Source organism: Streptomyces sp. NPDC007157 (genome assembly GCF_040634235.1).
Taxonomy (GTDB): domain Bacteria; phylum Actinomycetota; class Actinomycetes; order Streptomycetales; family Streptomycetaceae; genus Streptomyces.
In genome coordinates this window covers 208,147-220,547 of record NZ_JBEYFE010000017.1, presented here as the reverse complement: position 1 = coordinate 220,547, position 12,401 = coordinate 208,147, and the positions used below count along the sequence as shown (strand labels likewise).

The following is a 12,401-nucleotide window of genomic DNA, read 5'->3' as shown; positions in this document are numbered from 1 at the left end:
TTGATGTTGAGGATCAGGTCGGTGACGTCCTCCTTGACGCCCGGCACGGTGGTGAATTCGTGCAGGACACCGTCGATGCGGATCGAGGTGACGGCGGCGCCGGGGATCGAGGACAGGAGGGTTCGGCGCAGGGAGTTGCCGAGGGTGTAGCCGAAGCCGGGTTCCAGTGGTTCGATCACGAACCGGGAGCGGAACTCGTCGACGACCTCTTCGGTCAGGGAGGGACGCTGAGCGATCAGCACGTGGTGTTGCCTCCAGTGGTTCGGCGCCTCCTGTGTGACGCCGTGGACACCACGAAGGGTACGGGCGATGGGGATCTTATGGTCTCCACCGTGGCCGAACCGCGCGTCTCCGCACCGAAGTGGGCCAGAGCCCCTATGAGTGAGTCCGGGCTCACCCCCTTCCTCCGTAGCGGGCCACCGGGTCCGGGCTGCATTGGCGTTATACGTGGCGGATGTGTTCGCCTCGGTACCGCGCAAGGACCAGCGGGCCAAGGGCGACTGCTACCTGCGGGGACTGAAGCTGGACCGCCGCCGCAAGTCCTTCCAGGCCATGGCCGCGCGGCTGCCGGACGGCAACGAGCAGAACCTCCGGCAGTTCGTGAACCAGTCCACCTGGGACCCGGTACCGGTACAGCGTCGGATCTGCGAACGGATGCTGCCGCTCATCGCCCCGGCAGCCTGGTGATCGACGACGTGTCCGTACCCAAGGACGGAAGAATGTCGGTCGCGGTGGCCCCGCAGTACCGCGGGGCCCTGGGGAAACGCGCCAACTGCCAGGTCGCGGTCAGCATCTGCACCACCTGCCAACAATCCCTCCCCAGCAGGCCGCACACCACACCGAGATCAAGAACGACCTAACGGAGTCCTACTAGTGCTCCGACCGGAAAGGTTCGCCGGGGCGGTGGCTTCGCATCGTAGTCTGCACGGTGTGATCAACTCATACGCGAGCTCCGACGATGCCGCAGTAGCGATAGCCGGGGCGCGGGCCGGCGCGGATGTGGTCCGCAACATGTACGGCCGGCGGCTCAACCGCATCGACAAGGGTGCTGGGGACTTCGCCACTGCCGCCGATGTGGAAGCCGAGAAGGCGATCCTCGGCGTCATCCGTGCCGCACGGCCCGATGACGGCGTGCTCGGCGAGGAAGGCGGGCAGCAGGGCGCCGCCGGTGCTGTGCGCCAATGGTTGGTGGATCCCCTGTGCGGCACGCTGAACTACGCCGCCGGCAACATGCTGGTAGCCGTGAACGTGGCGCTGCGCGACGGAGTGGCGGCCGTGGCCGACCCGTTCAGCGGCGAGGTTTTCTTCACCGACGGGGAGAGCGCCTGGGTACGGCATGACGGGGCCGACGACGCACTACTGACGCCCACGGCCGCCACGCGGTTGGTGGACGTCAACCTGGATCCGCCGTTCCCGAGCGCACCCGGCTTCCGGTCCGTGGATCTGCTGGCCCACCCTCAGTTCGTCGAACGATTCCGACCGCGCGTCCTGTCTACAACGCTGGCGCTGGCCTGGGTCGCTGCCGGCAGGCGTGCCGCGTATGTCACCGACGGCGGCGACCTCTTCGGGAGCGTGCATTTCGCGGCCGGCATCGCTTTGTGCCGGGCTGCCGGCTGCGTTGTCACCGGGATCGACGGTGCCCCGATCGGTGACGCAGGTCGGGGGCTTGTGGCCGCCGCCGACGATGAAACCCACGGGCTGCTGATGTCGATGCTGCGCAGCCGAAGCTAGTGCTGTGACCGCATGGGCTTCGCCGAGGCTGGGGCAGGCTGCGACTTGGACGGGCCTGCCGCCCCGACGGATGCCTTTCTCGCTACGGATCCCGGCACGCTCACGGCGTTGAGCCGCGAGGACGTCTGGGCTGCGGGCGTTGGCGTTGCTGATCGGGCTTTCTGTCACCTGAAGTCCTGGCGTGCGGGGATGAGGGCTGGGGGCCACGGTCGACCGCTGCACGCCGCCCGCTAACATCCCTCGCATGACGAGGCGGGGGTGGCGGCTGGGTGTCGTAGCGATGTTGGCGGCGATCTGCGTCTCCGGCCCCGGGCGCCCGGAGGTCATCCGCACGGCGTCAGACCTCGGCTCCCTGCCGGCCGACCGCTACGACTTCACGCCGCAGGACTACCAGCGATCGCAGCGGGCATCGGCCTTGCTGGTCCGGCAGTGCATGGCGGAACGCGGACACCGGGACTTCCCGCTCGACCCCCGCTACCCGAGCGACCCCATCGTCGCCACCGCGGTCAGCACCGACTACGGCGTCCTGGATCTCGCCACCGCCCGCCGCTGGGGCTACGGCTGGGACCCGGCCAAGTCCCTCGCCCTCCGGGCGAAGGGCCGGCGGATGACCGACACCGAGTTTGCGGACTTCCCCGCCTGCAATGCTGAGGCGAGCCGGCGGCTGTTGCGCGGCATCGACGTCAAGCGGGACTGGCTCTACGCGAGTACACGGGCGGCCGAGGTGGACAAGGCGGTCAGGCGCGACCCACGCCTGCGCGCGGCGTGGGACGTGTGGTCCCGCTGTGTGGCAGAACAAGGATTCACGCGCTATCCCGACCCCGTCGCGGCGTACACGAACACCGCCTGGCAACGGAGCAGTGACGGCAACACCTGGCACACGCGGCGGGAGCGGGCCACCGCCGTCGCGGACGTCACCTGCAAGCGCCGCCACCACACGGCCGAGATCTGGCACGCTGTACGGGCGCGGCAGCAGGCGGTGGACATCACACAGCACCGCGGCCGCTATGCCGCCGGGCGGCAGGCGCTGCGCACATACCGGGCCACCATCGCCGAGGTGCTGCGGAAACTCGGCTAGTGTCCTGCGCCAGAGATCCGTCGCCGGTCGGGGTGAAGTGCAGCCCGTACCACGGGTGTCTGGCCGGCCAGGACTTGATCGCAGGGATTTTGTGGGTGCCGTAGCTGTCGACGATCAGGTGGATCTGCAGGTGTGCGGGCACCTCTTCGTCGATCCGGATCAGGAACTTCTTGATGGACGGCCCAGGGGCGATCTCCTCATCCCGGTGAGGAGTTGCACTAGGGACGCTGTCAGAGGTGGGGGGTAATGTCGGACCATGACGGCCTTACCGACACCGCCGGGTCGTGAACTACATCAGCGAGGACTGGGACGACAGGTGGCGGAGCGCCGGCACCGTCTCGGACTGGAGTGACCTGCGGATGACTCCGAAGCAACTGGAGGCGCTCAACGCGGAGCTGATGGCTGTCATCGCCCGCCATACCCCTGCTTCGGACGCCGAGCCCGCCCCGGACGCGTTCCCCGTGGTCGTCCAGCTCCAGTCCTTCCCCCGCAAGGAACGTGGCTCCGCATGAGCCACGGCATACGCGGAGGCCTCCTGCGTCGCCACCACGATTTCCGCATGCTGTGGTGCGGCGAGACCGCCGGCAAGTTCGGCGCGTCCGTCACCGGGGTGGCGATGCCGCTGGTCGCTGTCTCCACCCTGCACGCCAGCACGTTCGAGGTCGGCCTGCTGAGCGCTGCGGCCTGGGCTCCTTGGCTGATCATCGGTCTCCCGGTCGGTGTCTGGGTGGACCGGTTGCGACGCAGACCGATCATGCTGGCCGCCGCCGCGGTCTCTCTCGTACTCTTCGCCGGCGTCCCGGTCACTGCATGGTCCGGCCGGCTGAGTATCGGACTGCTGCTTGCCGTCGCCCTGCTGACAGGCACGGCAGCGGTGTTCTTCCAGACCGCCTACAGCGCCTATCTCCCCAGCATTCTGGCACCCGATGACCAGCCCGAGGGCAACGCCAAAATGCACGGCAGCGCATCCGCCGCGCAGATTGCCGGGCTCGGCTCCGGCGGCCTGATCGCACAGTTGGCAGGTGCGGTGAACGGGATGTTCGCCAACGCCGCGACGTTCTTCATCTCCCTCCTGTGCCTTGCAGGCATTCGGCATCGCGAGCCACGCATCACCAGAAACGATCATCGCCCCACCTCACTGATCAGTGAAGTCCGCGAAGGCTTGCGGCTGATCGCCGTCGACCCTTGGTTTCGTACGTTCACACTCTTCGGGGCAGCCTCCAACCTGGCTCTTATGGGATACCAGTCAATCCAGGTGGTCTTTCTGGTCCGGAGCGTCGGCCTGACCCCGGGGACGGTCGGCGTACTCATCGCGGCGACCAGTGCCGGAGGCGTGGCAGGGGCATTCGCCGCACGCCGGGTTGCTCACCGGATCGGCACGGCCCGCGCGACACTGCTGTTCGAGCTGGGCGTTCCCGTGCTCGGTCTGCTCATCCCGCTGACCGTCGGCGGAGCCGGGACCCTGCTCTTTGTGACAGGTGGCTTCAGCGTCTCCGCGGGCGTCGTCGCCGGCAACATCGTCAAGGCGAGCTTCCAGCAACGCTACTGCCCGCCGGAACTCCTCGGTCGCCTCACCGCAAGCACCGCATTTCTCAGCTACGGAACGATCCCCGTCGGAGCACTGCTCGGTGGCGTGCTCGGAACCGCACTCGGCCTCCGCACTGCCATGGCCATCACGACAGCGGGGGTCCCGCTCGCCGCACTGATTCTGCTCTTCTCGCCGATCCGGCGAGCCCGGGACCTGCCGACGTCCCGCCGGACAACGACGAATTCCGAACCTCCGCTGGATTCTGACGGCGAGCCGGCCCTACCTCGTCATTCATCACGATCGCACCGGGCATCTCCCTCTCGGAACCGGGTGCCAGAACCTTCCGACGGCCATCAAGTCCCGGGTTCCCAGGGCGCGGACCGTCACCGCCGCTGAGCGCCTGACCAACGCCGAGGCCCACAAGCTGATCGGCGCCATAGTCGGCCCCCGACCCGGTCAGCTCACGCCGTCCTCGTCCTCGTCCTCGTCCTCGTCGAGCCCAGAGGCATCCGGGTCGCGCAGGGGCCGTGGGGCCCCCGCAGCCGGCTCCGCCGTTGACGGCAGCTCGCCGACCCGAGCGGCGCTACTCATTGCTCACGCAGCGGCAACGGTTCCCGGCTGTCTGCCCGCTGCTTTCCACCGAGCATCCCGTAACATCGGCCGGCGCCTGTGTGCGCGGGCTTTCCGGCGGCACCCGCAGAGCGCCAGGAGCTCCTGCTCAAGGAGTCAGAACCGTCCGGCCGGAGAACGCGGCCCGATACTCGGACGGCGACACGTCGAGGATTCTCCGAAAATGCAGGCGAAGGTTGGATCCGGTTCCCAATCCGACCCGCTCGGCGATCTGGTCGACCGGGAGCTTCGTGGTCTCCAGGAGTGCTCGGGCAGCGTCGACTCGAGCGCGCAGGACCCACTGCAGCGGCGTCTCGCCGGTCTCCTCGGCGAAGCGGCGCATGAAGGTGCGCAGCGACATCCGCGCGTGCGTAGCGAGATCGGTGACCGCGAGCGGTTCGTGCAGGCGCGTCAGCGCCCATTCTCGGGTCGCCGCGAGCGTGTCGCCATGCGGTGCCGGGCTGCTTCGGGGAAGGTACTGGGCCTGGCCGCCGCTCCGATAGGGCGCCGTCACCAGACGGCGGGCGATGTCGTTCGCCACGCTCACGCCGAGGTCGCGCCGGACGATATGAAGGCACAGGTCGATGCCCGCCGCGACACCGGCTGATGTGAGGACCGAACCCTCGTCGACGAACAGCACATTGGGCTCCACCACGATGTCCGGATGGCGCAGCGCCAGCAGCTCCGCTGCGTCCCAATGCGTTGTCGCGCGCCGACCCTCCAGCAGACCTGCGTCGGCCAGGGCGAACGCGCCGTAGCAGATCGACGCGATGCGGGCTCCCCTTGAATGCGCCCTCCGAAGGGCTTCGTGCACTGCGTCCGGGATCGGTCGGCCGACCGGCGCGTAGCCGGGGACGATGATGGTGTCCGCCCCGCTCAGCGCGTCGAGACCCTGCGGCACCGTGTACCCGAAACCCTCACTGGACGGCACCGTACCCGCAGCGACGCCGCACACTGTCAGCTCGTACGGGAGTCCATTACGCGGATGGAACACCTGGGTCGGGATGCCGACGTCGAGCGGGAGCGCCCCATCCAGCACAAGCACCGTCACCCGGTGTGAACTCATCATCGTCCATCTCCGCAGCTCGCGGTTCCCAATCCCCTACGGCAGGATCCTCGCACATATTGGCATTCTTGCCACTGGAGGGTGTCGTCCCATCGCTCGACACTGAGTGGGCCGTCCAGTCGGGTTCGGTCCTATGTCGAGTGGATAGGGGTTAGTTCCATGTCGCGTCCAACGGTCCCGCCGGTCGTTGCCTTCGTCTCGTCGGCTATCGCGTTCATGACAGTGATGGCCGCCGCGGGAGCACCGAGCGCCCTGCTGATCGTCTACCAGCAGCACTGGCATTTTTCCGACACCGAGCTGACGGTCGCCTTCGCGATCTACGCCCTCGCGCTCCTCCTCGCGCTTCTCGGCATCGGTTCCCTTTCGGATCGAATCGGTCGCCGTCCGGTCCTCATCGCGGCCCTCGCACTTCAGGCGGTCGCGATGGTGGTGTTCCTGTTCGCCCCGAATATCGGCGTCATCATCGTCGCGAGGGCGTTGCAGGGCTTCGCGACGGGAGCGGCCACGAGCGCGTTCAGCGCCTACATCCCCGAGGTCGCACCGGTGGCGCGGAAGAAGGTCGCGGCACTGGTCGTGAGCATTGCATCCGTCGCCGGCCTCGGCATCGGTGTGGTCCTCACAGGCGTCGCCATCCAGTTCACGGCAGCACCCGCGGCGGTCGTGTTCGGAGCCGCACTCGCCATTGTCGTCATCGCCATCGTCGTCACAGCGGCCTCGCCTGAGACGGTCGGCGAGCGCCAAGTCGGCGATGCCCTCGTGCCACGCATCGGCGTTCCATCCGCGGCCCGGACCGCGTTCGTTCGGACTGCCCCAGGAATGATCGGGATCTGGATGTCGGCCGGGCTGGTCCTCGGCCTCGGGGCGTCGATCGTTCATCAAGCCCTGGGCATCACCAGTGGAGCCGCCCTCGGCCTGGTAGTCGCCGCCCAGCCCCTGGCTGCGGCCGTCTCCGCGCTGGTACTTGGCCCGCTGATGCCGCCCCGGCGGTTCATGCTCGCCGGGTATGCAGCCGTCCTTGCTGGTGTGTCGCTGGAGGCGTGCTCGTTCGCGGCGGGCCTCGCATCACTGATCATCTGCGGCGCGATCATCACCGGCCTCGGCTTCGGCGCCGTCTTCTCCAGTACGCTCGGGTTCCTTGTCCCGCTGACGCGTGCACAGGAGCGCGCGAAGCTGTTCTCCGCCGTCTACGTCGTCGCTTATCTCGCGTATGGCGTCCCTACCATCGTGGCCGGCTTCCTCAGTGACGCCATCGGTTTGGTGCCCGCAGCAATCATCTACGCCGCCGCAACACTGGCCATAACAGCCGCTGGACTGACCGTCTCGCTCACCCGGACGGGATCGATGTCGAGGGACGCTCTGTCCGGCGGCACGCAAGAAGCACGAGCGCAGGACGTACGAGCGTCCACATCAAGCGCGGCCTAGTGCTGGTCAGCCGTTGCCCCTGGGCCGGCGTTCGAGCATCAGGAAGATCAGGAAGCCGGCGACGAACAGCAGTGCTCCGACGACCAGGAACGGCACCGGTGCGTACTCGTCGGTGCACGTGCTCCCACCAGCCGTCGCGTGACACACGCTCCCGGGGCCTCTCCTGTTCAGGTAGGCGAGATAGAAGGCCGGCAGGGCCAGGCCCGTGACACCTCCGACGATGGCGGCCCTGGGCCCCTTCCGGAGCAGGAACACCGCGGCCACGGCGGCCAGCGCGATCAGGGCGATGCCCACCGTCAGCAAGGCCGCCAGCCCGAGGGCCAGACACCCCCCGACCGCGAGCCATGCCAGGAACCAACCCCACTCAGTCGCACGACTCTGGCCGACCTGGTCTGCGACAACACCCTCACCTTGCACAGCGCCCCCTGTTTCGAGGTGAGACTACGACGAACGGTCAGGCGAAGAGCAATTCAGCTTAGCGCCGCGGTGTGATCGCGGCACAGACCGGGACGGCGGTACGAGAGACGGACGGCCCGGCAATGATGATCACCGTCCTGTACCCCCTGAGGTCTTTCCGCGTGACCACTGATCGGGTGACGGAGTCAGGACGCGCAATGGTGGGGGGTTTGGTGTCGGGGGCTGCCGTAGGTGAGCCGGCACGAGTAGTCACCGACCGACGGATGACCGCCCCACCGCGTTCTGCGCGGCGACTGCCGCGAGCAGCATGTCAGCCAGTTCCGCAGCGGACCGTCCGCCACCCGCGTCGATGCGGTCCATGCCCGACCTGTCGATGGCATCGACCATGAGTGTCTGGTAGCGCTCAGTGCGGGCCAGGAACTTGTCCATCAGGCGCTGTTCCTCGTCGGTGGCTGCTTCATAGCGGCCCGCTGCATGAACGCGGGCGCGTACTACGGCGTCGTCCGCGGTGAGCCACACGGCGGCCGTGTGCGGCACCCGCAGCCTCGCGACGCGGACGGGCCAGAGTGCCGACCCCTCCAGGACCAGGCCCGTCCTGCCACTGCCCTCGGCCGCATGGGCCGTGATCAGCTCTTCGATGCGGGGCCACAGCCGATCGTAGTGGCCGAGAACGGATGTGATCAGTTCGTCCACCGTGAGTGATCCGTAGTGCTCGGCGACGTGGGCCGGCACCTCCCACTCCGGGGTTCTCCAGGGTCGCCCAGGGTGCCGGGCCAGCCCGTCAGTGGTCAGGCACTCGAACCCGAGCTTACCCGCCACCACTTGGGCAACGGTCGACTTTCCGACGTTCGACGTCCCGCCGATCAATACCACCCGCACATCACGCACGCCGAGAACCCTACTGATCCCTCCGGGACGATGCCTGCAGTCGGCGGAGACAGACGATGCAGCACGCCAGTTGCAAAGACCCGTGGTGGGGGTTGGCGCGGCATTCATAGCGGATGCGTAGCCGTTCGAACTGGTGGAGCCAGGCAATGGTGCGCTCGACGACCCACCAGGTCTTCCCCGGGCCGGAGCCATGGGCGATACATCGCGGCCTCGATACGGCATCCGGGCGATCACTCGCGCGTGATCGGCCAGATGTCGGCAGAGGTGGGGGAGAGTCCTACAGGGAGGCGCTGGTACAGCGCGGCGCTCCGGACCCTGGAGGAGACGATCGTATGAACGACAGCGGTGACGGTGACGAACATGTACCGGTGCTGATTGCCGGGGGAGCGCTCGTAGGACTGTCCGCATCGTTGTTCCTCGGGCGCCTGGGCATCCGTCACCAGGTTGTCGAACGCCGCACGACGCTGTCGGAGCACCCGCGAGGCCGGCGCACCAACATGCGGACGATGGAACTCTTCCGGACCGCAGGCCTGGAGCCGGCGATCCGCCGGGCGGCGGGAACCCTGTCTCACAACCGGGGCATCCTTCGGGTGGACACGCTGCACGGCGAACACCGGGAGTGGCTGCAGGCGCCGGTCACCGGCAGACCGCCCGAGCACGGTCTTTGTTCGGCGGTTCGCTGCGATTGCCCCCAGAGCGATCTCGAACCGGTGCTGCTGCGGGGCACCAGCGAACTCGGCGGGGACGTACGGTTCGCGACGGAGCTGATGTCGTTCACACAGGACGATCGTGGGGTAGCGGCTGTCGTGCGCGACACGAGATCCGGTGAGTCCCGCACGCTGCGCGCGGACTACCTGCTCGCCGCCGATGGACCACGCAGCACCGTGCGCGAGCGGCTCGGCATCGGGCAGACGGGACCGGGAGTCCTGTTCCACCGCCTCAGTATTGTCTTCCGCAGCAAGATGCTGCGCGAGTTGGTGGGGGAGGACCATTTCGTTCTGTGCTACGTCACCGATCCTGCGGGCCAGGGCGTGCTGCAGCCCGTGGACGACAAGGAGCGCTGGGTCTTCCAGTTGCCCTGGTTCCCCGAGAGGGGACAGACGGCCGAGCACTTCACCGACGAGTTGTGCATCGAGCACATCCGCGCGGCGGCCGGAATGCGCGACCTGGATATCGAGATCACCAGCAAGGCGCCCTGGCGCGCCGCGGAGCGGCTGGCGGACGTCTACCGGGACGGCAGGGTGTTCCTCGTCGGTGACTCGGCACACGAAATGCCGCCGACCGGCGCCTTCGGCGCCAACATCGGCATTCAGGACGCACACAACCTCGCGTGGAAGGTCGCCGCCGTCCTGCGCGGCTGGGCGGATCCCCGCCTGCTCGACACCTACGAGGCCGAGCGCCGCCCCCTGGCCCAGGTCATCAGCGCACGGTCGACCTCTCAGGCCCGCAGCGACCAGAACTCCGGTTATACCGCCAGGAAATCGGCGGGCTACTCCGAGGTGCCGATCACGGTGGCGCTGGGATACCGGTACACGTCCCCGGCGGTGGCCGGTGCCGGCGGACCCGTCGTCCCCGACCTGTTGCGCCTGTGTGCCGACCCGGGTACTCGCGCCCCCCACATGCAGGTCGTACGCGACGGTGAGGTCCTCTCCACCATCGACCTGTACGAGCACTCCTTCGTCCTGCTCTGCGGGCGCCCGGACTGGTCTGAAGCGGCGCGCGGGGCGGCCGGACGGCTGGGTGTGCCGCTCGAGGCCTATCTCATCGGCCGGGGAGCCGAATACGATCTCGACACCGGAGAGGGTCCTGACTGGTCGGCCGTTCATGGGACGACACCCGACGGCGCGGTCCTCGTGCGCCCGGACGGCTTCGTCGCCTGGCGGACCGACGATGAACCGGCAGCCGACGGACGCGAACTGGACGACGTGATCCGGCGGCTGCTCGGACGGTGAACGACGGCCGACGACCCGACCGTGCCCCCGCCTGCTTGCGGCAGGGGTGCCGTTGGTAAAACGCGATCGAGGAGGAGTTCGGCTCGAAGGCCATCGAGACTGGGCTACCTGACCAGTGCCGTCGAGTGTCCGTGCGAGCCCGCGCGAGCCCGTGCGAGGATCTCGACGTGAACGATCTGCGTTTCCGCCTCGCCGAGGAGGCCGACCTTGCCACTCTCGTCCGACTGCGTGATGACGCTGCCCACTGGATGATCGCCCAAGGCATCACCGGCCAGTGGCAGCCCGGTCAGCTCGATGAGGACCACTTCCGCAGGACCATGGCCAGTGGTGAGGTCTGGCTCGCCGAGGCTGATTGCCGCGTGGCCGGGGCGTGGGAGCTTTGGTGGGAGGACGAGGACGCGTGGGGACCGCAGCCACCGGTGGCCGGCTACGTGCACCGGCTGATGGTGGACCGCAGCAACGCCCAGCCGGGGACGGGACGGGTCCTGCTGCGTGCCGCGGAGCGCCGCATTGCGGCGCTGGGGCGGTCTTTCGTGCGTCTTGACTGCTTGTCCGGCAACACGCGTCTGAACTCCTATTACCTGGATGCTGGCTACCATGTCGTCGGCCACAAGGCAGGCAAACCGCAGCCGGGCGGTGCACCCAAGTCATTCACTCTCTTGGAGAAGGCCTGCGGACCCGCCACGGTGGCCCAGCGACTGCGGCCCGAGGGACACACCGCAAGTCACACTGTCTCTGCGGATTCGTGGGCGTGACCGCAGCGTCGGACAGGTGACCATAGGTCGGGCCGCAGACCTCAGGGGTTCCGAACAGAGACTCAAGCCGGCACACCGCACCGCCAAGCCGGTGCCTCGGTACGCCGTAACCACCCGGGCGCGCTCACCGAGATGTAGGCTCCAAGCCGGCTGCAAGGGACGGTACGTCTACCGTGCTGTTTCATTGATCCGGAGCACCGGAATTCCGGTGAGGCTACCCGGGCGGCGCAACGAGGGTCTCGGATTGGTGTGAGCGACGAAGAGCGTCGGCCACAAATCCCTCCGACTTCAGTTCTTCGACCACAGCGTGCAGGAAACGTACTGCCTCTGGCGTACAGTGCCGGGGAGTCCCGACGGCCTGCTTGATTTCCATGAAACGACCCTCGATCAGCCGGATCTGGTCTGCATGTTCTGCCACGAAGGCGGTCATCGGCTGGCGGATTCCCGCTGCCGCCTCCAGGCCCTGCGCGAGGAAGACATCAACGCCCTCGTCGCCACGCACCACGGTTGCGTGCTGAAGAGTACGACTCAGGTAAAGGTCATACGCGGAGCCCTGCTTCACCCCAATGCGGACGCCCGGCCGGTCGATGTCCGCGGCTGACAGCCTCTCCGATTCCACGGGGACTGCGTACACGCCCTCGATCACCATGTGGGGGGCGGTGAAGGCGACTTCGGCCTCCCGTGCTGGTTCGACTGCGAGGAAACAGAGATCCGCCAGGCCCGAAGTCATAGCCTCGAACGACTTGCGCGCGGCGTCGAAGCGGACAAGCTCTACCGGCACTCCCAAACGCCGGCCGATCTCGCGGGCGATGTCCACGGTGACTCCGGCAGGCTCCGCAAAGGTGCCCTGCGCGAGGACAGGGTTGCCCAGGTTGATCGATGCTCTCAACATGCCTGTCGGAGCCAGGCCTTGAACGACGTTCGCAGTAACGATCCCCATGGGGCGGAGTCTAGG

11 protein-coding genes and 3 pseudogenes are annotated in these 12,401 nt (G+C 67.8%); 8 read left to right on the top strand and 6 right to left on the bottom strand.

Annotated features, from left to right (window positions below; translation table 11 throughout):
• Positions 1-242: pseudogene (locus ABZ642_RS28995) on the bottom strand (DNA-directed RNA polymerase subunit alpha); the annotation flags it as partial.
• A 139-nt stretch (positions 243-381) separates the two neighbouring features.
• Here ABZ642_RS28995 and ABZ642_RS28990 point away from each other — a divergent pair.
• The 5 genes and pseudogenes from ABZ642_RS28990 to ABZ642_RS28970 form a co-directional block, all read left to right on the top strand.
• Positions 382-794: pseudogene (locus ABZ642_RS28990) on the top strand (transposase); the annotation flags it as partial.
• Between the two features lie 136 nt (positions 795-930).
• On the top strand, positions 931-1,731 hold the full coding sequence (locus ABZ642_RS28985) for an inositol monophosphatase family protein (protein ID WP_360489372.1): 801 nt from the start codon (positions 931-933) through the stop codon (positions 1,729-1,731).
• Positions 1,732-1,975: 244 nt separating this feature from the next.
• Entirely contained in the window at positions 1,976-2,809 is an 834-nt protein-coding gene (locus ABZ642_RS28980) for a hypothetical protein (RefSeq protein ID WP_360489371.1), read from the top strand.
• A gap of 284 nt (positions 2,810-3,093) precedes the next feature.
• Positions 3,094-3,321, top strand: a complete 228-nt coding sequence (locus ABZ642_RS28975; protein ID WP_360489370.1) for a hypothetical protein — start codon at positions 3,094-3,096, stop codon at positions 3,319-3,321.
• Positions 3,318-4,733 carry an MFS transporter gene (locus tag ABZ642_RS28970; RefSeq protein WP_360489369.1) on the top strand — a complete coding sequence of 472 codons (1,416 nt, stop codon included), beginning with the start codon at positions 3,318-3,320 and terminating at the stop codon, positions 4,731-4,733. The genes ABZ642_RS28975 and ABZ642_RS28970 overlap by 4 nt, the downstream gene beginning before the upstream one ends.
• A 322-nt stretch (positions 4,734-5,055) precedes the next feature.
• On the opposite strand, the gene ABZ642_RS28965 is transcribed toward ABZ642_RS28970, so the two are convergent.
• Positions 5,056-6,012 carry a helix-turn-helix domain-containing protein gene (locus ABZ642_RS28965; RefSeq protein ID WP_360489384.1) on the bottom strand — a complete coding sequence of 319 codons (957 nt, stop codon included), beginning with the start codon at positions 6,010-6,012 and terminating at the stop codon, positions 5,056-5,058.
• A 159-nt stretch (positions 6,013-6,171) separates the two neighbouring features.
• On the opposite strand from ABZ642_RS28965, the gene ABZ642_RS28960 reads away from it, so the two are divergent.
• Positions 6,172-7,434, top strand: coding sequence for an MFS transporter (locus tag ABZ642_RS28960; protein ID WP_360489368.1), 1,263 nt, complete (start codon positions 6,172-6,174; stop codon positions 7,432-7,434).
• 6 nt (positions 7,435-7,440) lie between these two features.
• On the opposite strand, the gene ABZ642_RS28955 is transcribed toward ABZ642_RS28960, so the two are convergent.
• The 3 genes and pseudogenes from ABZ642_RS28955 to ABZ642_RS28945 all read right to left on the bottom strand — a co-directional run.
• Positions 7,441-7,737: a hypothetical protein gene (locus ABZ642_RS28955; RefSeq protein ID WP_360489367.1), complete on the bottom strand. Its 297-nt coding sequence runs from the start codon at positions 7,735-7,737 to the stop codon at positions 7,441-7,443.
• A gap of 363 nt (positions 7,738-8,100) precedes the next feature.
• The gene (locus ABZ642_RS28950) at positions 8,101-8,724 is read right to left on the bottom strand and encodes a hypothetical protein (RefSeq protein WP_360489383.1); all 624 of its coding nucleotides are present in this window, start codon (positions 8,722-8,724) and stop codon (positions 8,101-8,103) included.
• A 25-nt stretch (positions 8,725-8,749) separates the two neighbouring features.
• Positions 8,750-8,932 (bottom strand): annotated as a pseudogene (locus tag ABZ642_RS28945) (IS5/IS1182 family transposase); the annotation flags it as partial.
• Positions 8,933-9,071: 139 nt separating this feature from the next.
• Here ABZ642_RS28945 and ABZ642_RS28940 point away from each other — a divergent pair.
• Complete coding sequence (locus ABZ642_RS28940; RefSeq protein ID WP_360489366.1) at positions 9,072-10,691, top strand: FAD-dependent monooxygenase; 1,620 nt, start codon at positions 9,072-9,074, stop codon at positions 10,689-10,691.
• Positions 10,692-10,858: 167 nt separating this feature from the next.
• A complete protein-coding gene (locus tag ABZ642_RS28935; RefSeq protein WP_360489365.1) occupies positions 10,859-11,446 on the top strand; it encodes a GNAT family N-acetyltransferase in 588 nt (195 codons plus the stop codon).
• 214 nt (positions 11,447-11,660) lie between these two features.
• Here ABZ642_RS28935 and ABZ642_RS28930 read toward each other — a convergent pair whose 3' ends face one another.
• Positions 11,661-12,386, bottom strand: coding sequence for a transporter substrate-binding domain-containing protein (locus tag ABZ642_RS28930; protein ID WP_360489364.1), 726 nt, complete (start codon positions 12,384-12,386; stop codon positions 11,661-11,663).
• Positions 12,387-12,401 lie beyond the last annotated feature (15 nt).

What these genes read in the sequence shown, in the direction of transcription:
- ABZ642_RS28980 (WP_360489371.1), top strand. Translation starts at nt 1,976, where the DNA reads ATGACGAGGCGGGGGTGGCGGCTGGGTGTCGTAGCGATGTTGGCGGCG.
- ABZ642_RS28970 (WP_360489369.1), top strand. Translation starts at nt 3,318, where the DNA reads ATGAGCCACGGCATACGCGGAGGCCTCCTGCGTCGCCACCACGATTTC.
- ABZ642_RS28965 (WP_360489384.1), bottom strand. Translation starts at nt 6,012, where the DNA reads ATGAGTTCACACCGGGTGACGGTGCTTGTGCTGGATGGGGCGCTCCCG.
- ABZ642_RS28960 (WP_360489368.1), top strand. Translation starts at nt 6,172, where the DNA reads ATGTCGCGTCCAACGGTCCCGCCGGTCGTTGCCTTCGTCTCGTCGGCT.
- ABZ642_RS28940 (WP_360489366.1), top strand. Translation starts at nt 9,072, where the DNA reads ATGAACGACAGCGGTGACGGTGACGAACATGTACCGGTGCTGATTGCC.
- ABZ642_RS28930 (WP_360489364.1), bottom strand. Translation starts at nt 12,386, where the DNA reads ATGGGGATCGTTACTGCGAACGTCGTTCAAGGCCTGGCTCCGACAGGC.